This is a genomic window from Neisseria sp. P0024.S006 (assembly GCF_051956595.1).
Lineage (GTDB): Bacteria > Pseudomonadota > Gammaproteobacteria > Burkholderiales > Neisseriaceae > Neisseria.
Window position 1 is genome coordinate 295493 of the sequence record NZ_JBQCXH010000001.1, and the last position, 23499, is coordinate 318991.

The 23499-nt window shown below is 50.8% G+C and carries 21 protein-coding genes; 15 read left to right on the forward strand and 6 right to left on the reverse strand.

Annotated elements, in window-relative coordinates; all coding sequences use genetic code 11:
• Positions 1-5: 5 nt before the first annotated feature.
• Positions 6-1094, forward strand: a complete 1089-nt coding sequence (locus ACTHUF_RS01490; RefSeq protein WP_003685414.1) for a methyltransferase — start codon at positions 6-8, stop codon at positions 1092-1094.
• A gap of 90 nt (positions 1095-1184) precedes the next feature.
• On the opposite strand, the gene ACTHUF_RS01495 is transcribed toward ACTHUF_RS01490, so the two are convergent.
• Positions 1185-1841, reverse strand: coding sequence for a cytochrome b/b6 domain-containing protein (locus ACTHUF_RS01495; protein WP_070826942.1), 657 nt, complete (start codon positions 1839-1841; stop codon positions 1185-1187).
• 53 nt (positions 1842-1894) lie between these two features.
• Here ACTHUF_RS01495 and ACTHUF_RS01500 point away from each other — a divergent pair, with 53 nt between their 5' ends.
• Entirely contained in the window at positions 1895-2776 is an 882-nt protein-coding gene (locus ACTHUF_RS01500; RefSeq protein WP_440406797.1) for an NAD(P)H-hydrate dehydratase, read from the forward strand.
• Between the two features lie 149 nt (positions 2777-2925).
• The gene (locus ACTHUF_RS01505) at positions 2926-3873 is read left to right on the forward strand and encodes a bile acid:sodium symporter family protein (RefSeq protein ID WP_315094428.1); all 948 of its coding nucleotides are present in this window, start codon (positions 2926-2928) and stop codon (positions 3871-3873) included.
• Between the two features lie 69 nt (positions 3874-3942).
• On the opposite strand, the gene ACTHUF_RS01510 is transcribed toward ACTHUF_RS01505, so the two are convergent.
• Positions 3943-4506 (reverse strand): YceI family protein, encoded by a 564-nt coding sequence (locus tag ACTHUF_RS01510; protein WP_300482735.1) that lies wholly within the window; start codon positions 4504-4506, stop codon positions 3943-3945.
• Positions 4507-4784: 278 nt separating this feature from the next.
• Here ACTHUF_RS01510 and ilvD point away from each other — a divergent pair, with 278 nt between their 5' ends.
• The 7 genes from ilvD to ubiE all read left to right on the forward strand — a co-directional run bounded on the left by ilvD (position 4785) and on the right by ubiE (position 10098).
• On the forward strand, positions 4785-6644 hold the full coding sequence (gene ilvD / locus ACTHUF_RS01515; RefSeq protein ID WP_070615262.1) for a dihydroxy-acid dehydratase: 1860 nt from the start codon (positions 4785-4787) through the stop codon (positions 6642-6644).
• Between the two features lie 69 nt (positions 6645-6713).
• Positions 6714-6845, forward strand: a complete 132-nt coding sequence (locus ACTHUF_RS01520) for a hypothetical protein (protein WP_256388404.1) — start codon at positions 6714-6716, stop codon at positions 6843-6845.
• Positions 6846-6913: 68 nt separating this feature from the next.
• Complete coding sequence (locus tag ACTHUF_RS01525) at positions 6914-8203, forward strand: CAP domain-containing protein (protein WP_036491121.1); 1290 nt, start codon at positions 6914-6916, stop codon at positions 8201-8203.
• A gap of 76 nt (positions 8204-8279) precedes the next feature.
• Positions 8280-8513: a hypothetical protein gene (locus ACTHUF_RS01530; protein ID WP_003679719.1), complete on the forward strand. Its 234-nt coding sequence runs from the start codon at positions 8280-8282 to the stop codon at positions 8511-8513.
• A gap of 1 nt (position 8514) precedes the next feature.
• A complete protein-coding gene (locus ACTHUF_RS01535; RefSeq protein WP_440406800.1) occupies positions 8515-8946 on the forward strand; it encodes a gamma-butyrobetaine hydroxylase-like domain-containing protein in 432 nt (143 codons plus the stop codon).
• Between the two features lie 19 nt (positions 8947-8965).
• Positions 8966-9331, forward strand: coding sequence for an MBL fold metallo-hydrolase (locus ACTHUF_RS01540; RefSeq protein ID WP_440406802.1), 366 nt, complete (start codon positions 8966-8968; stop codon positions 9329-9331).
• A gap of 29 nt (positions 9332-9360) precedes the next feature.
• Positions 9361-10098, forward strand: a complete 738-nt coding sequence (gene ubiE / locus ACTHUF_RS01545; protein ID WP_003746386.1) for a bifunctional demethylmenaquinone methyltransferase/2-methoxy-6-polyprenyl-1,4-benzoquinol methylase UbiE — start codon at positions 9361-9363, stop codon at positions 10096-10098.
• 168 nt (positions 10099-10266) lie between these two features.
• Here ubiE and ACTHUF_RS01550 read toward each other — a convergent pair whose 3' ends face one another.
• On the reverse strand, positions 10267-11397 hold the full coding sequence (locus ACTHUF_RS01550; RefSeq protein WP_440406804.1) for a polyamine ABC transporter substrate-binding protein: 1131 nt from the start codon (positions 11395-11397) through the stop codon (positions 10267-10269).
• Positions 11398-11648: 251 nt separating this feature from the next.
• On the opposite strand from ACTHUF_RS01550, the gene alaS reads away from it, so the two are divergent.
• Both alaS and ACTHUF_RS01560 read left to right on the forward strand, forming a co-directional pair.
• On the forward strand, positions 11649-14270 hold the full coding sequence (gene alaS, locus ACTHUF_RS01555) for an alanine--tRNA ligase (protein WP_440406806.1): 2622 nt from the start codon (positions 11649-11651) through the stop codon (positions 14268-14270).
• Between the two features lie 379 nt (positions 14271-14649).
• On the forward strand, positions 14650-15450 hold the full coding sequence (locus ACTHUF_RS01560) for a hypothetical protein (protein WP_440406808.1): 801 nt from the start codon (positions 14650-14652) through the stop codon (positions 15448-15450).
• A 177-nt stretch (positions 15451-15627) separates the two neighbouring features.
• Here ACTHUF_RS01560 and ygfZ read toward each other — a convergent pair whose 3' ends face one another.
• From ygfZ to ACTHUF_RS01575, 3 genes are all read right to left on the reverse strand, one after another.
• On the reverse strand, positions 15628-16485 hold the full coding sequence (ygfZ, locus tag ACTHUF_RS01565) for a CAF17-like 4Fe-4S cluster assembly/insertion protein YgfZ (RefSeq protein ID WP_440406810.1): 858 nt from the start codon (positions 16483-16485) through the stop codon (positions 15628-15630).
• Between the two features lie 122 nt (positions 16486-16607).
• On the reverse strand, positions 16608-17171 hold the full coding sequence (locus tag ACTHUF_RS01570) for a peptidylprolyl isomerase (protein ID WP_004519955.1): 564 nt from the start codon (positions 17169-17171) through the stop codon (positions 16608-16610).
• 198 nt (positions 17172-17369) lie between these two features.
• The gene (locus ACTHUF_RS01575; RefSeq protein WP_440406812.1) at positions 17370-19673 is read right to left on the reverse strand and encodes a TonB-dependent siderophore receptor; all 2304 of its coding nucleotides are present in this window, start codon (positions 19671-19673) and stop codon (positions 17370-17372) included.
• 232 nt (positions 19674-19905) lie between these two features.
• On the opposite strand from ACTHUF_RS01575, the gene ACTHUF_RS01580 reads away from it, so the two are divergent.
• The 3 genes from ACTHUF_RS01580 (at position 19906) to ACTHUF_RS01590 (ending at position 23478) form a co-directional block, all read left to right on the forward strand.
• The gene (locus tag ACTHUF_RS01580) at positions 19906-21672 is read left to right on the forward strand and encodes an ABC transporter ATP-binding protein/permease (RefSeq protein ID WP_440406814.1); all 1767 of its coding nucleotides are present in this window, start codon (positions 19906-19908) and stop codon (positions 21670-21672) included.
• Positions 21673-21818: 146 nt separating this feature from the next.
• The gene (locus ACTHUF_RS01585; RefSeq protein ID WP_440406816.1) at positions 21819-22544 is read left to right on the forward strand and encodes a glycosyltransferase family 2 protein; all 726 of its coding nucleotides are present in this window, start codon (positions 21819-21821) and stop codon (positions 22542-22544) included.
• Positions 22545-22548: 4 nt separating this feature from the next.
• Entirely contained in the window at positions 22549-23478 is a 930-nt protein-coding gene (locus ACTHUF_RS01590; protein ID WP_440406818.1) for an LpxL/LpxP family acyltransferase, read from the forward strand.
• Positions 23479-23499 lie beyond the last annotated feature (21 nt).

The following is a 23499-nucleotide window of genomic DNA, read 5'->3' on the forward strand; positions in this document are numbered from 1 at the left end:
ACAATATGCAACTCTTCCCTGCCCTAGAACAACGCTATTCCCACGAACACCAGTCCGCAGGCGAGGCTCAACGTCTGGCTCAAGAAATCGCTTTTGCACCGATTGTGTTCCAAGTTTCCCGCCTGATGGTGAAATTTGGCATTCTGGACTTGCTGAACGACCATCCAGACGGCCTCACTCAAGCCGAAATTGCTGAAAAAGCGAAAATCAGCAACTACGCGGCACAAGTCCTGCTGGAAGCTTCGCTGTCTATCGGCACTGTCTTGACTCGCGACAACCGCTATTTCATCAGTAAGGCCGGTTGGTTTGTCCTCAAAGACAAAATGGCCCGCGTCAACATGGATTTCACACAGGAAATCTGCTACCAAGGCATGTTTGATTTAGAAAAAACCCTGCAAACCGGCAAGCCTGAAGGCCTGAAAGTATTCGGCGACTGGCCAACCATTTACGAAGGCTTGTCTTCATTGCCAAGCATCGCGCAAGAAAAATGGTTTGCATTCGACCATTATTATTCCGACAACTCCTTCGCCGAAGCACTCAACACCGTGTTCGCCAAACCGGTTAAAAAACTGCTCGATGTCGGCGGCAATACCGGCCGCTGGGCGGAACAATGCGTCAACCACAATGCCGAAGTCGAAGTAACCATCATGGATCTGCCGCAACAAATCGGCTTGATGCGCGAAGCAACCAAAGGTAAAAACGGCGCAGACCGTATCCACGCCCATCCGGCCAATCTGCTTGATCCTGAGATTCCGTTCCCGACCGGTTTTGACGCGATCTGGATGAGCCAATTCCTAGACTGCTTCACCGAAGAACAAGCCACCAGCATTCTTCAACGCGCCGCTGCATCTATGAGCGAAAACACCAGCCTCTACATCATGGAGCCTTTCTGGGACAGACAACGCTACGAAACCGCTGCCTACTGCCTGACCATGACCAGCCTGTATTTCACTGCCATGGCCAACGGCAACAGCAAAATCTTCCATTCTGAAGACCTGATCCGTTGCGTTGAAAAAGCCGGGTTGAAAGTAGCGGAAATTTCAGACGGCATCGGCCGCGGCCACAGCATCTTGCGCTGCGTTAAGGCCGTCTGAACATCATCTTTTAAACCCTAAAAAGAGACCGACCCCAACAGCCATTTCGGCTATCGGGGTCGGTTTGTTTTTGGTATCCGTTTTAAAACATCAGCCGCGCAACATCCATATTGCACACACTAACACAATCGCTACCAACAAAGCGGCAAGCAGTTGTCCCATTCCTGCCAATTTAGGCTGTTGGGCATCAATAGTTTTAAAGCCACTCATCATCGGCGTAATCAAATCCTGTTTTTTCACAAAGCGATACAGCAAAACAGCCGCGATATGTACACCCGCCAAAACAGCTAAAACATTAAAGAAATTGACATGGATTTTTCGCGCCAGCGTACCGGCGTGTTCGCTGACCAAATGATTTAAAAAGCCGGAATTGGTAAACGTATTTTCATCGGCGGCAAATAAACCTGTGGCCGTCTGAAAAACCAAGGCGGCCAATAAAGCGATGACCATCAGCGCGCCCAAAGGATTGTGGCCGACCAATTCGTCTTCAGACATTCGGCCTTGCGTATAGCGGCGGATTTCGGAGAACGGACGCACAAATCGGCAGAATTTTGCCGTATCGCTGCCCCAAATCCCCCAACACAAGCGGAAAACCACCAAGGCCAGCATCAACAAGCCGCCGCGCAAGTGCCATACCAGCATATCGCCGCCTTGGGTTGCGCTGTACCACATGAATCCCATCAATAACACCAAGAGCCAATGGAACAGGCGCGTAGGTGCGTCCCAAACTTTTATTTTTTGCTTCATTACCTTTTACTTTCTGATTTAAAATTAAATTTCTTATCTTGGAAGGTTACACCATGCAGCCCATCTACACGCTTCCCGAATCGCTTCAAGCCTTTCAGACGGCCTTAGCATTTCCCAACGTATTCCGCCCCCGCGCCCAAGAATCGCACAAAGGCACATACGGCACGCTTGCCATTATCGGCGGCGCAACGGGAATGAGCGGCGCGGTGGTTTTAGCAGCCACAGCCGCCATGTATCAAGGATGCGGCAAGGTTTGGGCGGGCTTCAACCAAGCCACGCTGCCTTTTGCCATCATTCCCGAACGCCCTGAAATTATGCTCGCCACTGCGGCTCAACTAATGGAGCGCAACGATGTCAGCGCACGGGTAATCGGCTGCGGCTTTGGCTTGGACGGATTATCAGAGCAGCTGCTGCCCCAAATTCTGTCTACACACCATGACCAGCCTTTATTACTCGATGCAGATGCCTTGACACTGCTGGCCCGTTCTCCCGAATTAGCCGAACGCCTCAAATCGTACAAACATATCGTCCTGACACCTCATCCGGCCGAAGCCGCACGCCTACTCGGTACTGATACCCAATCAGTTCAAGCCGACAGGCAAAAAGCCGTGACTGAAATCAGCCATAAATATGGCGCGACTGTCGTATTGAAAGGTCATCATACATTAGTTGCCGCAACTGACGGCATGACCTATACCAACACCAGCGGCAATGCCGGTTTGGCCACCGCCGGCAGCGGTGATGTCTTAAGCGGTATGATCGGCAGCCTGCTGGCGCAAGGCATTCCGACATTCCAAGCCGCCTGCGCCGGCGTATGGCTGCATGGTGCGGCGGCCGATGTCATCAAACACAGCAGCCAAATCGAAACCGGCATGCTCGCCGGAGAAATCGCACCTGCCGCCCGATGGTTGCGCAATATTTTATCAAAAGAATAATGCCGTCTATATAGCAAATACAAATCACAGGCCGTCTGAAAATCAATCCTTATTTTCAGACGGCCTTATTTATTTTAATCCATTTTGCAAATTAAGGTTAAGGCGTGTATCCTTGGTTTCCCTTAAAAACAACTTCACAACATATCATTATGAATACCCTCAACAAAATCAGTAATTTTATCGGAAAGACCTTTTCCCTCTGGGCCGCGCTCTTTGCCGGCATCGCTTTTTTCGCACCCGACACCTTCAAATGGGTCGGGCCTTACATTCCTTGGCTACTGGGCGTGATCATGTTCGGCATGGGCTTGACCCTCAAACCCTCCGACTTTGATATTTTGTTCAAACACCCCAAAGCCGTCATTATCGGCGTGATCGCCCAATTCGCCATCATGCCTGCGACTGCCTATCTGCTGGCCAAACTGTTGAACCTGCCTGCCGAAATCGCGGTCGGTGTGATTTTGGTCGGCTGCTGTCCGGGCGGTACGGCTTCCAATGTGATAACCTATTTGGCGCGCGGCAATGTGGCTTTGTCGGTTGCCGTTACGTCTGTTTCTACCCTGATTTCCCCATTGCTGACCCCTGCCATCTTCCTGATGCTTGCCGGTGAAATGCTGGAAATCCAAGCGGGCGGCATGTTGATGTCCATCGTCAAAATGGTTTTGCTCCCCATCGTTTTGGGCTTGATTGTCCATAAGATTTTGGGCAACAAAACTGAAAAACTGACCGATGCGCTGCCGCTGGTTTCCGTTGCCGCCATCGTGCTGATTATCGGTGCGGTAGTCGGCGCCAGCAAAGGCAAAATTATTGAAAGCGGCCTGCTGATTTTCGCGGTTGTCGTACTCCACAACGGCATCGGCTATCTACTCGGCTTCTTTGCCGCCAAATGGACCGGCCTACCTTATGATGCACAAAAAACGCTGGCCATCGAAGTCGGTATGCAAAACTCAGGCTTAGGCGCCGCCCTTGCCGCTGCACACTTTGCCGCCGCGCCGGTTGTTGCCGTTCCCAGCGCATTGTTCAGCGTGTGGCACAATATCTCCGGCTCGCTTCTGGCAACTTATTGGGCAGCCAAAGCCGATAAAAATAAAGAATCCTAAACGTCTTTAATCATAAGGCCGTCTGAACAGATTCCGTTCAGACGGCCTTTATTTTGAAATCAAGCAGGATTATTGTTTCACTGCTTCGATTTGGATATTGATGTTTACTTTTTTGCTCATGCCGGCACTTACCAAATAATCCAAGCCCCATTTGGTGCGGTCGATGGTGGTGCTGAAATCGCCGCCACATGCTTCTGCTTTTGCCATTGGGCTTTGGTAACAGTTGAATTTATCGGCTTTGAGTTTCACCGGCGCAGTTTTGCCGTTCATGGTCAGGTTGCCGTCAACAGACAGCAGTTTTTTGCCGTTGAAATTGAATTTGGTGGATACAAAACGGATTTCAGGGTATTTGTCTGCATTGAAAATATCGGCAGATTTCAAATGTTGGGTAAAGTGGTCCGAACCGGTTTGCAGTTTGGACAAAGGCAATACAATATCGATAGAGCCTTGGCGTTTGGCACGGTCAAATTCCAAATTGCCGGTCAAACCATAAATACCGCCGACGTTGGTGCTGGTGTTGAAATGGTCGATGGCAAAGCGGGCATTGGTATGAAATTCGTCCACTTTATAAACAGCGGCAGACGCAGCAGAAGCCAACATGGCCGAACACAATGCAAACATGATTTTTTTCATCGTCTTATCCTTAGAAATGTGAGAAGTTCCCTATCATATCACTTTTTGATGCCAACATCTTTTGCAACTGGGAAAGACAGCATTTCATCTTAAGAAAACTTCAGGCCGTCTGAAAGAATGAGCAGCAAATTCAGGTGAAGCAAATACAGTTTAGTTTTATTACAAAATAGCGTGCTTCATCGCTCGTAATTGGTATAAAATACCGAGTTATTTCTACAACAGGCCGCCAACCAACCAGCCTATTTCAGACGGCCTCAGCATAAAACAAAGGAACAAAAATGCCTGAATACCGCTCCAAAACCTCTACCCACGGCCGCAATATGGCAGGCGCGCGCGCATTGTGGCGTGCGACCGGCGTAATGGAAACCGACTTCGGCAAACCGATTATCGCCATTGCCAACTCTTTCACCCAATTCGTCCCAGGCCATGTACACCTGCACAATATGGGTCAACTGGTTGCCCGTGAAATCGAAAAAGCCGGCGGCATTGCCAAAGAATTCAACACCATCGCCATTGACGACGGTATCGCCATGGGCCACAGCGGCATGTTGTACTCACTGCCCAGCCGCGACCTGATTGCCGACTCCATCGAATACATGGTCAACGCCCACTGCGCCGACGCACTGGTGTGCATTTCCAACTGCGACAAAATTACCCCGGGAATGCTGATTGCCGCCATGCGCCTGAACATTCCGACCATCTTCGTTTCCGGCGGCCCGATGGAAGCCGGTAAAGTTATCGGCGTGGCCAATATTCAGCCCGAACGCCGTTTGGACTTGATTGACGCCATGATCGAATCGGCTGACGACAATATCAGCGACAAACAAGTCGAAGAAGTCGAGCAAAACGCCTGCCCGACCTGCGGCTCCTGCTCCGGCATGTTTACCGCCAACTCCATGAACTGCCTGACCGAAGCACTCGGCCTTTCCCTGCCAGGCAACGGTTCTTATCTGGCTACCCACGCAGGCCGCAAAGAATTGTTCCTCGAAGCCGGCCGCATGATTGTCGAAATCACCAAACGCTACTACGAGCAAGACGACGAAACCGTGTTGCCGCGCAGCATTGCCACCAAAAAAGCGTTTGAAAACGCCATGACCATGGACATCGCCATGGGCGGCTCTACCAATACCATTTTGCACCTGTTGGCTGTTGCCAACGAAGCCGGTGTCGATTTCAAAATGGCCGACATCGACCGCCTGAGCCGCGTTGTACCTTGCATCTGCAAAACCGCGCCAAACAATCACGACTACTACATGGAAGACGTACACCGCGCAGGCGGCATCTTCGCCATCCTGAAAGAATTGGACAAAGCAGGCAAACTGCACACCGACGTGTACACCATCCACGCGCCGACACTGAAAGACGCGATTGAAAAATGGGACGTGACCAACCCTGAAAACACCCATGCCATCGAGCGTTTCAAAGCGGCGCCCGGCGGCGTGCGCACTACTCAGGCGTTCTCGCAAAACCGTATGTGGAAAACCCTCGACCTCGACCGCGAAAAAGGCTGTATCCGCGATGTGGAACATGCCTACTCGCAAGACGGCGGCTTGGCAGTATTGTTCGGCAATATCGCAGAACGCGGTTGCGTAGTGAAAACCGCAGGCGTGGACGAGAGCATCCTCAAATTTACCGGCCGCGCCCGCGTATTTGAAAGCCAAGAAGACGCAGTCGAAGGCATTTTGGGCAACCAAATCGTCGCCGGCGACATCGTCATCATCCGCTACGAAGGCCCTAAAGGCGGCCCGGGCATGCAAGAAATGCTGTACCCGACTTCTTACCTGAAATCCAAAGGTTTGGGCAAAGAATGCGCCCTTCTGACCGACGGACGCTTCTCCGGCGGTACTTCCGGCCTGTCCATCGGCCACGCTTCGCCTGAAGCGGCAGAAGGCGGCGCAATCGGTTTGGTACACGAAGGCGACACCATCGAAATCGACATTCCAAACCGCAGCATCCACCTTGTCATTTCCGATGAAGAGCTTGCCGCACGCCGTGCCGAAATGGAAGCACGCGGCAGCAAAGCGTGGAAACCGGAAAACCGCGACCGCTACGTCTCCGCAGCCCTGCGTGCCTATGGCGCGATGGCGACTTCCGCCGACAAAGGCGCAGTACGCGACGTATCGCAAATCGAACGTTAATTAACCTGACTTTAAGGCCGTCTGAACGCTTTCAAGTGTTTCAGACGGCCTTCATTCAAACGGACAAATATGGACAAATTCATTTTAGCGATGATCGGCATGGCCATTGCCCTGCTGATTATTATTGGCGGCGGATTTATCGCTGTCGAATATTTCAAATCCCACCCTGAAGCATTCCAAGTCAAGCCGCTATCAAAATAATCATGTAGCGGCATGAGTTTCAAGGGGAAAGAGCCGTAGCTCAAGGCCGTCTGAACGCAGCATATATAATGAAACATATTCTTTACTGGCTGGGCGGTTTTGCCGTCGCCCTCGGTATATTCCAATACTACGAAACCCATCGCTATTCCGAAGACCAGCTCATCTACGCCCAACCGCCGCAAAATCGTACTACCGTTGCCGATTTTGATGCCTTGGCGTATTTAAACTTCCTCCGCGCCTCAGCCAACCTGCCCGCACTGGCGCACTCGGCCACACTCGAACGCGCTGCGCGCAATCATGCCCGCTATCTGCTGCAAAACCCTGACGACGGACATGACGAACACAATACGCGCAATCCCTTTTACACGGGCCCACGCCCATCAGACCGCACGCGCAAAGCCGGTTATGCCTATAAAGGCGTACACGAAAACGTCAGCACCGGCCAACATCCGCCAAACGAAAAAATCAACGACCACCTACCTGCCCAACATCAGCTGGACAATCTGATGACGGCGATTTACCACCGTTTCTCCTTGCTCGATCAAAATATCGACGAGGCCGGTGCAGCATTTGAATCGCAAGGCAAACAAATCGCGTTGAGCATCAATCAGGGCGACAGCAGATTCAACAGCTTCTGCCAAAAAAACCGCCCTCTCTCCGACCTCAGCCGCTCGTTTTATCAAGATGCCTGTCATGGTCATGCTATTGTTTATGCGGATGAAATTTCCAACCGCAAACTCCGGCCTTACATCACCTATCCGCAAGGCAACTTCGCTTCGCCGGTTTTTCATGGTGAGCATCCCGACCCTATGCCGCATTATGAAATGACCGGCAATCCGGTCAGCATCGCCTTCTCCGAACAATCGCCCCCGGTCAGAATGCGTTCGTTCAAACTGTATCAGGACACAAAAGAAATCAAAGACGTCAAAATCTTAGATAAAGATAATGACCCAAACCGCCTCCTGACCGAACGCCAATTCGCGCTGTTTCCTTTACAGCCCTTGGAATACGATACCGACTACCGAGCCGTGTTCGAATACCGTCAAAACGGAAAAAACAGAACGGCCGAATGGACATTCAGCACGCAAAAACCCGATTATCCTTACTTCATCGTCAAAGGTGGCGAAACGCTGGCCATCGAATCCGGACAAAAATATTTTATCCATTGGCAGGATTTTTGGTGCTTGAAACAATGCGAACGCTACAACTACCGCATGAACCGCGACACCCAACTCGACATCATCGAGCGGCAGGCCGGCGGCATCATTATCCGTGTCAACGGAAGCAAAGGCAGCAGCATCCGCTTAATGCCCGAAGGCGAAGACAGGCGCGCCATTACACTTTATTTATGGAAATAAAGCCGTTTTCAGACGGCATGAAGCACCAAAAAACTGATAAAATACCGCCTCATTACCCTACGGCAAGCTATCCAATATGACCAAACATCCGCAAACAGCAGCCAATACCCGCTATGCCTTTGCCAGCATTGCCGCCATGTTGGCCGCATTTTTACTGTTCGTTGCCGTGATGTTGCTGCCCTTGGGGCTGACGGCGGACACACAAGTGAGCCTGATACGGTTTTCACTCTACGCAATCGTGCTGTTTGCCGTACTTGGCGGTATTTTTTCTGTACGCGTTGCCTATTTGCGTAAAAAGAACGGAGCATGACATGACCCAAGCCGATAAAATTCCACAAGAAATCCGCCTCCAGCAAGAGAGGCGCGTACTGACTTTGGTCTATGTTGACGGTGCCAAGAGCCTTCCTGCCGAATACCTACGCGTGTACTCGCCCAGCGCGGAAGTGCGCGGACACGGTGCCGGCCAAGATGTTTTGCAAACAGGCAAAGCCGAAGTCAGCATTACCGATTTAGACCCCGTCGGCCAATACGCCTTGAAAATTACTTTTTCAGACGGCCACGACAGCGGCCTTTACGATTGGGACTATCTCTACCGACTGGCGCACAATCAAGACGCGCTTTGGCAAGACTATCTCGACCGCCTCGAAAAAGCCGGCGCGTCCAGAACGCCAAGTGCCGAAGATTTGAAACCCAAGCACACACATTCCTGCGGTAGCGGTGGTTGCGGCGGAAAGACCGTCTGAAAAAAGCGAGACCGTAAGTTTGGATGACGGAAGGACGATTGACGGCAAAGCGTCCCTCTCCCCGCCCAAAAAAGGCCGAGAAGTGGCCATCTTCGGCGATACCAAAGCCTGTCCGCAGGCAGTACGCACCGCGCAAAACACAGACGTTTTGGCGCATGAAGCAACCTTTGCGGCAGGTGATGAAGAAACAGCGGAACGAGTGTTCCATTCAACCGTATCCAATGCCGCTAAGCTGGCTTTGCAGGCCAATGTGAAACAACTTTACCTGACCCACATCAGCGCACGTTATACCGAAGAAGAACAACGCCTGATGCTGGAGCGGCAGGCACAAACTATATTTCCCGCGTCGAAAGTGGTTGGCGATTTCGACGTATTCGATACCTGAATCCGTATTATTTTAAGAAGGCAGACACTATGAGCGACCACAAAACCCATTTCGGCTTCACTACCGTTGACGAAGACGAAAAAGCAGGCAAAGTTGCCGAAGTCTTCCACTCCGTGGCAAAAAACTACGACATTATGAATGACGTAATGTCCGGCGGTCTGCACCGCGTTTGGAAACATTTCACCATCAATACCGCCCGCCTGAAAAAAGGCGACAAAGTATTGGACATCGCCGGCGGTACGGGCGATTTGTCCCGAGGCTGGGCAAAACGTGTGGGCAAAGAAGGCGAAGTTTGGCTGACAGACATCAACTCCTCCATGCTGACCGTCGGCCGCGACCGCCTGCTCAACGAAGGCATGATTCTGCCCGTATCATTAGCAGACGCTGAAAAATTGCCGTTCCCCGACAACTATTTCAATCTGGTTTCCGTCGCATTCGGCCTACGCAACATGACGCACAAAGATGCCGCGCTGAAAGAAATGTACCGCGTATTGAAACCGGGCGGCACCCTGCTGGTGTTGGAATTCTCCAAAGTGTACAAACCTTTGGAAGGCGTGTACGACCTCTACTCTTTCAAACTGCTGCCGATTATGGGCAAACTGATTGCCAAAGATGCCGACAGCTACCAATACCTCGCCGAGTCCATCCGTATGCACCCCGACCAAGAAACCTTGAAACAAATGATGCTGGATGCAGGCTTCGACAGCGTGGATTACCACAACATGAGCGCAGGCATTGTTGCCCTGCATAAAGGCGTGAAATTCTAAGGCCGTCTGAAACAAACACAAAGGGCGTGATTGATAGACACGCCCTTTGTTTTTTCAAACTTTATCCAAGCCAGTCTGACACAAACCAAAGGCCGTCTGAACAGCCGTAAAACGAAATCAAGGATTTCGGTTACACCATTCAGACGGCCTTAATCCGTTTAAATCAGCTTAGGTCCCTGCTTTCACGCTTTGCCATTGGCGGACCATAAATTTCAACGCCGCCGGTTGGATGGGCACCATGATGAAGCTGTTTTTCAAATCCTCATCAGTTGGGAAAATCGTATTGTCGTTTCTAAACTCTTCATCCATCAGCTCCTGAGCCGGTTTGCTGGACGGCGCATAAGTAACAAAATTGCCGTTTTTCGCCGCAACTTCAGGATCTAAGAAATCATTGATATATGCATGGGCATTGGCCACGTGTTTGGCATCTTTCGGAATCACAAACGAATCCACCCAAATCCCCACGCCTTCTTTCGGCATCATCACACGGATTTTTTCCTTGCCGCCTGCTTCTTCGGCACGACGTTTGGCAATGTTCAAATCGCCGCCAAAACCAATTGTTACGCAAGTATCGCCGCGCGCCAAATCATCGATAAAACCGGACGAGGTAAAACGCTTGATGTACGGACGGTTTTTCTTCAAGACTTCCGTAGCCGCCTTAATATCCGCCGTTTCGCTACTGTTTGGATTTTTACCCATATAGTTCAATACCATAGGATAAATTTCTGCCGCGCTGTCCAAATAGCTGATGCCGCATTGCTTGAGTTTGGACGTGTATTCGGGGTTAAACACCAAATCCCATTGATTGTCCGGTAGTTTGTCCGTACCCAAAGCCTTTTTCACACGCTCGGTATTGATGGCGAAAGTATTAGTCCCCCAATAAAATGGAACGGCGTATTCGTGATTCGGATCAACGCCTTCCATCAGCTTCATCAGTTGTGGATTGAGGTTTTTATAGTTGGGAATCAGGGATTTGTCGATTTTCTGATACGCACCTGCCTTAATCTGCCTACCGACAAACGCATTGGAAGGACCCACGATGTCGTAACCCGACTTACCGGTCAACACCTTGCTCTCCAGGGTTTCATCGCTGTCATATACATCATAAGTTACTGCGATACCGTGTTTTTTCTCAAACGCGGCAACCGTCTCGGGATCGACATATTCCGACCAGTTGTAAATGCTCAATACCTTTTGATTATCGGTTTGCGCCGCCTTGTCGGCAGAGTTTTTGTCCGAGCCGCCGCAGCCGGCCAATGCCAGCGCAGTCAGTACGATGAGGGACAGATGTTTGGCCATTATCATTCCTTGCGTATCCGGTTGAAAAGAGAAAGGCATTATAAAGCAGGCAAGCCGGGGCGGATAGGCTTCATTGTTAAAAGATATCGACCCGCTTGAGGCCGTCTGAAAGACAGCTTGCCGCCAACTTAAAACCTTTCTGCCGATAGCTTGAAATATGGTTTTGCGGTAAGATAACGCCCATTCGTTTTTAATCTCAACGCGCCGTCCGGGCCGTCTGAAATCTTTGTACAAAATTTTATCGAGACATTATGAAAACCACCGAACTACGCCAAAAATTCCTGAAATTTTTCGAATCTAAAGGCCACACCATCGTCCGCTCTTCCTCGCTCGTGCCACACGACGACCCGACCCTGCTGTTTACCAACGCAGGCATGAACCAATTTAAAGACGTGTTCCTCGGCTTTGACAAACGCCCGTACAACCGCGCTACTACCGCGCAAAAATGCGTACGCGCAGGCGGCAAACACAACGACTTGGAAAACGTCGGCTACACCGCCCGCCACCATACCTTCTTTGAAATGATGGGCAACTTCTCCTTCGGCGACTACTTCAAACGCGACGCGATCCACTTCGCTTGGGAATTTCTGACTTCCCCTGAATGGTTGAACATCCCTAAAGAAAAATTGTTGGCGACCGTTTACGCAGAAGACGACGAAGCCTACAACATCTGGCTGAACGAAATCGGCATGCCTGCCGAGCGCATCGTCCGCATCGGCGACAACAAAGGCGCGAAATACGCATCCGACAACTTCTGGCAAATGGGCGACACCGGCCCTTGCGGCCCTTGCTCCGAAATTTTCTACGACCACGGCGAAGAAATCTGGGGCGGCATTCCGGGCAGCCCTGAAGAAGACGGCGACCGCTGGATTGAAATTTGGAACTGCGTATTCATGCAGTTCAACCGCGACGAACAAGGCAATATGAATCCGCTGCCTAAGCCTTCCGTCGATACCGGCATGGGCTTGGAGCGCATGGCCGCCGTCATGCAGCATGTTCACAGCAACTACGAAATCGACTTGTTCCAAGACCTGCTCAAAGCCGTTGCCCGCGAAACCGGCGCACCATTCAGCATGGAAGAACCCAGCCTGAAAGTCATCGCCGACCACATCCGCTCCTGCTCCTTCCTGATTGCCGACGGCGTATTGCCTTCCAACGAAGGCCGTGGCTACGTATTGCGCCGCATTATCCGCCGCGCCGTGCGCCACGGTTACAAACTGGGTCAAAGCAAACCATTCTTCCACAAACTGGTGGCCGATTTAGTTAAAGAGATGGGCGATGCCTACCCTGAATTGAAAGAAAAACAAGCCCAAATCGAAGAAGCGTTGAAAAACGAAGAAAGCCGTTTTGCCCAAACTCTGGAAACCGGTATGGCTTTGTTGGAAAACGCATTGGCTAAAGGCAGCAAAAAACTCGACGGCGAAATCATCTTCAAACTCTACGATACTTACGGTTTCCCATACGACTTGACTGCCGACATCTGCCGCGAACGCAATATCGAACTGGACGAAGCAGGCTTCGAGCGTGAGATGGAAGCCCAACGCGCACGCGCACGCGCCGCACAAAGCTTCAAAGCCAACGCCCAACTGCCTTACGAAGGTCAGGATACCGAGTTTAAAGGTTATAGCGAACGCCAAACCGAATCTAAAGTCCTCGCCCTCTACAAAGACGGCGAGCAAGTCAACGAATTGAACGAAGGCGACGAAGGTGCCGTCGTTATCGACTTTACCCCGTTCTATGCAGAATCCGGCGGTCAAGTCGGCGATGTCGGCTATATCTTCGCAGGCGAAAACCGCTTTGAAGTACGCGATACCCAAAAAATCAAAGCGGCCGTATTCGGTCAATTCGGCGTACAAACTTCAGGCCGTCTGAAAGTCGGTGACAGCGTTACCGCCAAAGTGGATGACGAAATCCGCAATGCCAATATGCGCAACCACAGTGCCACCCACTTGATGCACAAAGCTCTGCGCGATGTATTGGGCGAACACGTTGAACAAAAAGGCTCTTTGGTTACCGCCGAATCCACCCGTTTCGACATTTCCCATCCTCAAGCGGTAACTGCTGAAGAAATCGCCGAAGTAGAACGCCGCGTCAACGAAGCCATTTTGGCCAACGTTGCCGTCAACGCAGCCATTATGAGCATGGAAGACGCCCAAAAAACCGGCGCCATGATGCTCTTCGGCGAAAAATACGGCGATGAAGTGCGCGTACTGCAAATGGGCGGTTTCTCTACCGAATTGTGCGGCGGTACACACGTTTCACGCACCGGCGACATCGGCCTCTTCAAAATCATCAGCGAAGGCGGTATTGCCGCAGGCGTACGCCGTATCGAAGCCATCACCGGCCTGAACACACTCAAATGGGCGCAAGAGCAAGAGCGCTTGGTTAAAGACATTATTGCCGAAACCAAAGCCCAAACCGAAAAAGACGTACTGGCGAAAATCCAAGCAGGCGCAGCACACGCCAAAGCATTGGAAAAAGAATTGGCACGCGCCAAAGCCGAACTCGCCGTCCATGCGGGCACCAAACTCTTGGACGATGCAAAAGACTTGGGCGCAGCCAAACTCGTTGCCGCACAAATCGAAGCCGATGCCGCAGCCCTGCGCGAAATCGTGACCGACCTGACCGGCAAATCAGAACAAGCCATCGTATTGCTCGCCGCAGTCAACGACGGCAAAGTCTCCCTGTGCGCCGGCGTATCCAAACCGTTGACTGGCAAAGTCAAAGCAGGCGATCTGGTTAAATTTGCAGCCGAACAAGTCGGCGGCAAAGGCGGCGGCCGTCCTGACTTAGCGCAAGCCGGTGGTACAGATGCCGACAAATTGCCTGAAATGCTAGGAAGCGTGGAAGGTTGGATTAAAGAGAAGCTGTAATGTAGGAAAGTACAGGCTGCCTGAAAGTGGGTTTTCAGGCAGCCTTTTTGTACAGTAAATTGCCTTGTTGTTTACATTTTTTTCTACGATGGATGACCTTTGTGTTGGCTTAAATGATTTTTTAAGCATCTATCCGCCATTATCAAGAATCAAGCGGATTTTCCGTGCCTATCATCATTCTTGGCAATATCGAATAACTGCTCAAGCAGGCCTTCAATCAAACACTGAATCGTAAATCATGCTATTGATTCCCACAAACTACTTGAAACCAAGCATTTCGATCACTGCCTGTTTCAGGTAGCCTTTTCTCCAAGCAAATGTTAATATTTGCAAGGACTACGTAAACCAAAGCTCATCAACTCAATCAAAGGAGCCTGCCATGTTTGCAAAATCCCTGTTGAAACCCCTCTTCCTCGCCGCCACACTGATGTTGCTCAACGGCTGCGCCACTTATGCACTGTGGGAAAATCACGACTCACGCGGTTCCAACTCTTACAGCTTAAATCTCGTCGAAAACGACTCCGTTGTCGGCTTTGCCCGCGTCAAGCCCGACAGCCAAAAACTGCCGCCCAACAGTATCGTAATGTTGGGCGAGAGCTATATCTATGTGCTGACCAAAGGCAGCAACCCTAGGGTTGAAAGCGGCGAAACAGCCCGAGAAGTGGATTTGGGCGCAATTTTAAACGTCAAGTTGTCCCAACCCTTCCAAATGTACGCACCCTCCAATGATGCCGAAAAATGCTGCAGCACCCCGCCTCGGAAAGGATTCAGACTGGCCACCAACGAATCAAAGCAACATTTCTGCAGCACGGATTTCGATTTAGTTTACCAAGAAAACCCGCGCCTTTCCCTCGCCGAGCGCCGCCAAGAACGCACCGAACTGCGCCGGCTGCAATTCAGGCAGGTTACCGACAGCAAGGGCACGTCCCGCTATGCCCGTACCATCCGGGTGTGCGGCCAGCTCTATGCCCGCCCGAGCGACATGAACTACGACTACCGTTTTGAAACTCCGCTGCCTGTAACCCTCCACACCTCGGTAACCAAAACCGGTACAAGCGTATCAGGGGGGACGGTCGGCCGCGCACTCGCTACCCCGTTCACCGCTGCTGTCGATATCGTTACCCTGCCCGTTAGCCTGCCTATGCTATGGATTTTCAAAAACATGCATGTAGGCTTCTAAATTCAGACACAAGGGAGCAAGCCGTAGCCTGCATCCATGCCAGCAGCAAACGCAGCTTGGGTCATGTACCAACAAAACTCAATATCAAAAGGCCGTCTGAATTTCAGACGGCCTTTCTGTTTTCATTTAAAGCTGATTAATACTTAAATTTAAACTTTTTATTCAATCATCTAACAATCAATCTTTCTCAACCGTAAAAAATAGTTCTTCCTGTTTCAAAGCATTGCCGTCTGCATCGGTCAATGCTGCTTCTGCTGCGGAAAACTTGATAACGGCTAAGCTGAGGCTGCCTTGTTCAGTCAGTGCTGTGTTGAGGATGACGCCTGCTTCTTCTTCGCCGACTTTGACGACAATACCGGCAGCTTCTAAGGAATCTCCGCTTAATACGGCCAGACCGCGTTTGACTTGGCCTCGGTATTGGGCGCGGGCGATGATTTCTTGGCCGGGGTAGCAGCCTTTACGGAAATGGACGGCACCGATGATGTGTTGGTTAAGCATTTGGGCAACGGCCGCTTCTTTGGTTGCGGCGCAAATCCACGGATAGCCGCTGCGTATTTCGTGCAGGTTCCACGCGTTTTCGGCTTCTGCTTGATATTCGGATGCGTTTTCGGCTGCTGAAATTTTCAGACGACCTGTGTGCGGCAAGGTAATTTCTACGGCGTTTGCTTGAATTTGGGCCGGGAAAGACAGTTGCGGTTCGGCAGCAGGATGTGGTGCTGCATTGTCTGCCAACTCGCCGCTGACAGCCAAATCGGGCATCAGCTCGAAGACGACTTTTGCACGCAAGACAAACATTCTCAGGCGTTTGACGATGGCTTCGGTCAAATCTTGCGCCATGACCAGCAGCAAATCTTCTCCGCGATTGATGACCAGCATATTCGCCAACACACGGCCTTTGGGCGTATTGTATGTGGCGTAACATGCCTGACCGGAAGCTAAATTATTAATATCGTTGGATAATTGGCCATGAAGAAATGATGCTCTGTCTTCACCGCTGACGCGGACAACGCCGAAAAAAGGCAGGCGGGTTTGCATAATCGACTCCTTAAATAGTAGATGCTGAATTATCGCCCAAATTGCCGCTTATTATCAAATAAATAAATTCAGGCCGTCTGAATGTTTCAGACGGCCTGTTGTTTGGATTCAAACCATCAAAATTATTTGATGCTGACTTTGCGGATTATCACGGCTTCGGTCGGTACATCTTGATGGAAACCACGTGTCGCTGTTTTCACTTTGCTGATTTTACGGACAACGTCCATGCCGGAAGTAACTTTACCGAAAACAGCATAGCCGTAGCCTTGAGGGGTTTTGCTTTTGAAATTCAAAAAGTCGTTGTCGGCCGTATTGATAAAGAACTGGCTGGTTGCGGAATTCGGATCGCCGGTGCGCGCCATGGCGATGGTGCCGACGTTATTTTTCAAGCCGTTGTCTGCTTCGTTGTTGATGGCTTTATCGGTGGATTTTTGAACCATTTTCTCGGTAAATCCGCCGCCTTGAATCATAAAATTGTCGATAACGCGGTGGAAAATCGTGTTGTCGTAAAAACCTTTTTTGGCATAATTGACAAAATTTGCCACGGTTTTCGGCGCTTTGACTTCATCCAACTCCAGTTGGATGTTGCCCATATTGGTTTCAATCACGGCATGGGTAACCGCTTGCGCTTGCACGGAAAGTGAGAGTGCGAGGGCGCACAGGGTCAGTTTGATGGATTTTTTCATATGTCTTCTCGAATGATGTATTGTGAAAATGGAATATTAACCTTGTTTCGCGTGAAATCCATAAAAAACATGTAAGATTTTTCAAGCAAAAAACATAAGGCAATCAAATCAGGCCGTCTGAAAAGGGATAAAAAACAAATTCTTGCTTTTTATATTCCCTTTCAGACGGCCTGCTATTACGGTCAAACCGAAATCAGATTAGAAATCCAATTCCGCTTTCAGCCAGTAAGTACGCGGCATACCGACGACGGCGAAGCTGCGGTCGTATTGGCCGCGTTGTACCTGCCAGTAGTTTTTGTTGAACAGGTTTTCTACCGAGCTGCTGACGGTTAAAGTATTTTTGCCGAGCTTGGTTTTGTAGCGCGCGCCTACGTCAACCAAGGTATAGGATGGGAAGGCGTATTGTTTTTGCGTGTCTTGGTAAGACTTGCCGAAATACGAAACATTGCCGTTCAAGGTCAAGCCCTTGGCAAACGGCGTATCCCATTCCACGCCTGCTTTGGCAATCACGCGCGGATTGGCAACTTGTACACCGTTAACCAGCATATCGCGTGAATTTGGATAATCCTTCACGGTTGAATGCAAGTACATCAGACCAAAACTTGGACGCAAGGTATTATTCAACAAGTTGGCATAGGTATTGAACTCAATACCGCGATTACGTTCCATGCCTTGCTCGTCGCCGGCCGCGCCGCCTTGCGCTTTATAGCGGGCAAAATCGGAATTGTTGCCATAAGTCAACGTTGTTGTTTTTACCCCATTTATTGTCTTGGTGGTTGTCTGGCCGCGCCAGTAACCCGGACGTTTGATTTGGAACGCGTTCAACGTAGTGACAAAACTACCCCAGTTTTTGCGCACGCCGACTTCAAACTGACGGCTGACACGAGGTTTGGACATCGTAGTTTCGCCGGAATCATCGGTTTTGATGTCGGCAGGCTCCAAGTCTTCCATGTAGTTGCCGTACACGACCAAGTCAGGTTGCGGTACCCATGCAGCCATCAGCATCGGGCTGAAGCGTTTGGAATCTCCGCTTTGACCTTCTTTTTTATTGGTGTATTCAACTGCTTGGAAACGTCCGCCCAGCGTCAGGCGGTATTTATTGTCGGCAAAGCCCAAGGTGTCGGACAAAGCCAGGCTGTTGACTTTGATATTGGCATCCAGGTTTGCTGAGCTTTCCCAGTCTGTCGCGTAATTAGGGACAAAAGAAGCCAGTTGATTGTCAATATTGCCGTTTGCATCAACCTCAACGCGGCTTTTGCCCTCAGCCAAACCACGGACAGTTGCACGCTGACGAATGATACGGTCAAAAGCAGTACTCCAGTTATGCGTTACCGGGCCGGTTTCAAATTCGCCGCGCGCGGATAAATTCATACTCAAAGTACGGAAATATTGGTCGGTCAGGCGTGCTGTACCCGTATGGTATTGATCGGCGCTCGAACAAGTGGCAGTCATGCTGCTTGCGCCTTTTGTACCGCAGATGGTCGGAGAAATCAGCGTGCCGTAATAACGCGCCTTGTTGTAACCGATACCGCCGGTAATTTGCGCATTTTCAAACGCATCCCATTCGAAAGTCAGCATATTGGTTTGGCCGACGGTATTTTGCCAGTTCCAGCTTGGCAACAGATTTGTTTTGCCATCCGGTGCATCGAACAAACGACCATCAGCGTTTTGGATGTCCTGCATACGCGCGCGGCCGCCGTTGGTTTTGCGTTTCGCGTAGATGGAGTCGAACGCCACGCGCACTTTTTCGCCGCGATAGTCGGCATTTAAGGCAAATTCTTTGTTGTCCTCACTGTAGCCGTGGCGCGGGGTATCGCCGTGGCGCAGTTTGCCGTTGGCGCGTACGCCGAATTCTTTGTTTTCGCCGAAGCGTTGACCCAAGTCAAACGTGCCTTGGGCGCGGTTGTTGCTGAACCAGCCCAAACCGATTTTGCGGTTGCCTTCATCGGCGGCTTTTTTGGTTTCGATGTTGACGGAACCGGATACCGCGCCTTCTGGGTCCATACCGTTTACGGCGGTGGACGCGCCTTTAATCAGTTGCGCGGAGCCGACTTGCACGCTGGCCGTACCTTGCGTGCCGTACATACCGGCCAAACCATTGACGCTGAATTGGCGCGCATCAAGTTGGTAACCGCGGAAGTACAGACCGGTCAAAGTATTGCTTTCGCCGCCAAACTGCCAAGTCGAAGCGTCTTTTTTAGCTACGGCATCCACCAAAGTACGCGCTTCGGTGTTGTTGAGGGCTTTTTCGTCGTAATTGACGACTGTAATTGGTGCTGTAAAGGCATTTGCCTTGCCCAGCAGTCCTAAGTTCACACGATCGCGTAAGTCACCGTCGCTGGCAATAGAATAAGAGCGTGCGGCCTTCACGCGTTTGGCGTCGGCGTAGACTTTGACTTCCTGCACTTCTGCATGGGCTTCGGGAGCAGGGGTGGCTTCATCGGCGGCGTAGGCGAATGCGCTTGCAACCACAAGCGGCATCAGGGCTAATTTGCTGTTCATAAATTCCTTCTGAATTGAAATATTAATAATTCTTATATCGGGTAAAAAATTACAAAGTAATTTAGCTTTGCGATTATATTTGATAAGATTCCTACTTTCCACAAAAACAAATAAGAACTGTTTGTAAATACAAAAATACAACAGTTTGAAAAACTATTTTCATAGTGATCATAATTCAATAAATTTGCCGTCCGTTCAGACGGCCTTTACGACCCTTTCAGAGAATACACCCATGCAAAAATGGCAAACCGAGCTTTATTCCTCACCGTCTTGGCTGGTGCAGACCTTGTTGATGGTCGCCGCAGCTTCGGCGGTGATTCTGTTTTTTGCACGCAACACGCGCTTCGGGCGCGAGTTCAGCTATATCCTGCGGCTATGTCTGACGCCGAAAAGTGCAGTTAAAGTATTGCTGCTGATTACGGCGATGATTACGCTGCTGCTGACTGAAGTGCGATTAAATGTTTTGAGTACCTTTATGTCCAAAGGGCTTTACGACTCGATGCAGGATTTAAATGCTTCTGCGTTTTGGATGTTTGCAGCGATGAATGCGGGCGTGGTGTTGATACGGGCGTTTAACAACGTCGTCAACGACTTTCTCGATCAAGGCTTGGCGATTAAATGGTCGGAGCGGCTCAATGAAGTTTTGACTTCGCGCTGGCTTGCCGACAAAAACTACTACCGCCTGCAAATGCGCCGTCATGCGCCGGACAATATCGACCAGCGTATCCAACAGGACGCGCAGGAATTCATCGCTTCGACCATCGAATTTGTGCGCGGCATGGTCAATTCGGTCGTTACCTCGCTGGAATTTGCCGTTGTTTTGTGGGGTTTGGCGGGCATCCTGACCGTGTTCGGCTTCGATATTCCGCACGGCATCGTTTGGTTTGTCTATATGTTTGTGATTTTGGCGACCTTTATCGCCATGTGGATAGGCAACCCTTTGATTCGTTTTAATTATGAAAACGAAAAACTCAACGGCGACTACCGTTATTCCCTTGTCCGCGTGCGCGACCATGCCGAAAGCGTCGCGTTTTACAACGGCGAAAAACACGAACACGACCAGCTTTCCGACCGCTTCAAAGCCATCATCCGCAACCGTTGGCGCATTGCACGGCAAAGCGTCTGCCTGAGCGGCTTTAACGATATGTTTACCAACGGCATCAAGCTCTTTCCCATTATTTTGCAAGCCCCGCGCCTGTTTGCCGGACAAATCAAAATCGGCGACATCCAGCAGACCGTCCAAGCCTTCTCCCGTTTGCAAAGTGCGCTGTCTTTCTTCCGGATGTTCTACAACAAATTCACCGCCTACCGCGCCCGATTGGAGCGTCTGTACGGCTTTTTGCTGAGTACGGAAGAAAAACACACCGATCGACAACCCGACCTTACCGAAGTTTCAGACGGCCTGATCTTAGAAAACGTTGCCCTATACCGTCACAACGGCGAAGTTTTATTAGACGGTATCAATATCAACCTCAAAAACGGCAATTCCCTGCTGATACGCGGCCCGAGTGGTTGCGGAAAAACTTCGTTGCTGCGCGCGCTGGCAGGGCTTTGGCCTTTCGGCAGCAGCGGTAAAGTCAGCCATCCGCCGCATCAAGACATCCTCTTCCTGCCGCAACGCCCGTACACAGCACAAGGCAGCCTGCGCGATGCGATTTGTTATCCCGACATCGACAAACAACATCCCGAGTTAGCCGAAGCCATGAATACCTGCCGATTAGGCTATCTGCTTGATAAATTAGATAAAACCGATGACTGGCAGCACAAACTCTCCCCAGGCGAACTGCAACGCGTCGCCTTCGTCCGCGCCCTGCTCTCGCAACCCAAAGTCATCCTGCTCGACGAAGCCACCGCCGCCTTGGACGAACCGACCGAAGCCATGCTCTACCGCGCCTTAAAGCAAAAACTGCCTGACAGCATCATCATCAGTATCGGCCACCGCAGCACGCTCAACGAGTTCCATGATTTTTGCCTCGATGTCGGTCATGTACAATGCTGAATTAATGGCATACCAAAGGCCGTCTGAAACAGTGAAAAACGAAATCAAACGATTTTGTCATCGCCGTTTCAGACGGCCTTTTCAAACGCTATGGCATGTTTATTTGCTATACTCTGCATTGTGTTAACGTCGTCTAAAAAATATTTATGAATACCCTGGCCCTTATTCCACATTACAACCACCCGACCACCATCAGCCACGTTGCCCAAACCATGCGCGGCTTTGATTTAAACGTTTTAATTGTGGACGACGGTTCACGCGAAGAATGCAAACCTGTATTGCAGGCTTTGGTTTCAGAAGGCATTGATGTCCTTTACCGCCCTATCAACGGCGGCAAAGGCGCAGCGGTCAAAACCGGTTTGGAATACGCTGAAGAACATGGCTATACCCACGTCTTGCAGGTCGATGCAGACGGCCAACACTGCTTGAGCGACACTCCCAAACTCCTCGCCGCAGCAGAACAAAATCCCGAAGCCGTTGTTTGCGGCTGGCCGCAATACGGCGATGACGCACCCAAAGCACGGCTCTACGGACGCAAAATTACCGACTTCTGGAATATGCTGCACACTTGGTCATGCGACATCAAAGACGGCATGTGCGGCTTCCGCCTCTATCCGCTTGCACCCGCGCTATCCGTCGTCCGCGAAGAAACCGTAGGCGACCGCATGGACTTCGATACGGAAATCCTTATCCGTCTGTACTGGCGCGACGTCAAACCGGTTTGGATTAAAACGCCCGTCCAATACGCCGCCGACGGCGTGTCCCACTTCGATGCCTTTGCCGACAATGTCCGCATCAGCAAAATGCATACACGGCTGTTTTTCGGTATGTTGAAACACCGATTGGGTAAAGTTTTCAGAAAGGCCATCTGAAACCATGACCGACAATAAACAAACCCATTGGGCAGCGCAGCCAGAACGCGGCAGCCGCCTATTTCTCGCTCTGACCACATTGATGGTGCGCTATCTGCCGGCTTTTTTCATGAGGCCGTGCATTTGGTTTGTGGTGCTGTATTTTTATGCAACCGCGCCCAAACCGCGCCGTCATGTTTTACGCTATCAAACCCGTCTTCAGACGGCCTTTCCCCACGCCGTCCTGCCGAAACACAGCGTATTCAAACAATTCATCGCATTTGGCGAAGCGGTTTGCGACCGTTTTGCCGTGTGGCAACGCAAAATCCGTTATGAAGATTTGGTGATTGAAGATCCGGACGACATCTATTCGCAAGTCAAGCGCAACGAACGCGGCCAGATTTTTGCCTGTTCGCACTTGGGCAATACCGAAGTTTGCCGTGCGCTGGTGTCGCACCATAAAAATTTCAGACTCAACGTATTGGTACACAGCAAACATGCGCAGGCATTTAACGAGGCATTGCAAAAAGCCGGCGCAGATCATATCCGTCTGATTCAGGTAACCGATTTGGACACCACCCTGATGATGGAATTAAACCACCGTATCGAAAACGGCGAATGGATTGCCATCGCGGCCGACCGCGTGCCTGTACGCGGCGAGAAAACCGCCGACATTAATTTCTTAGGCCATACCGCCCCTATGCCGCAAGGCGCATGGCTATTGGCTTCGCTTTTAAAAACGCAGGTAAACACGCTGTTTTGCGTCAAACAAAACGGCCGCTATCATTTGAAACTGCGCCGCTTTACCGATACTTCCAGCTGGAAACGCGGCAACCGCGAGGCTGCCGTCAAAGACGCAATGCAGCGTTTTGCCGACATTTTGGCGCAAGAATGTGCGCAAAATCCGCTACAATGGTTCAATTTTTATGATTTTTGGGGCGAAGACGCCGTCTGAAACCATCACACTTACTCTTTT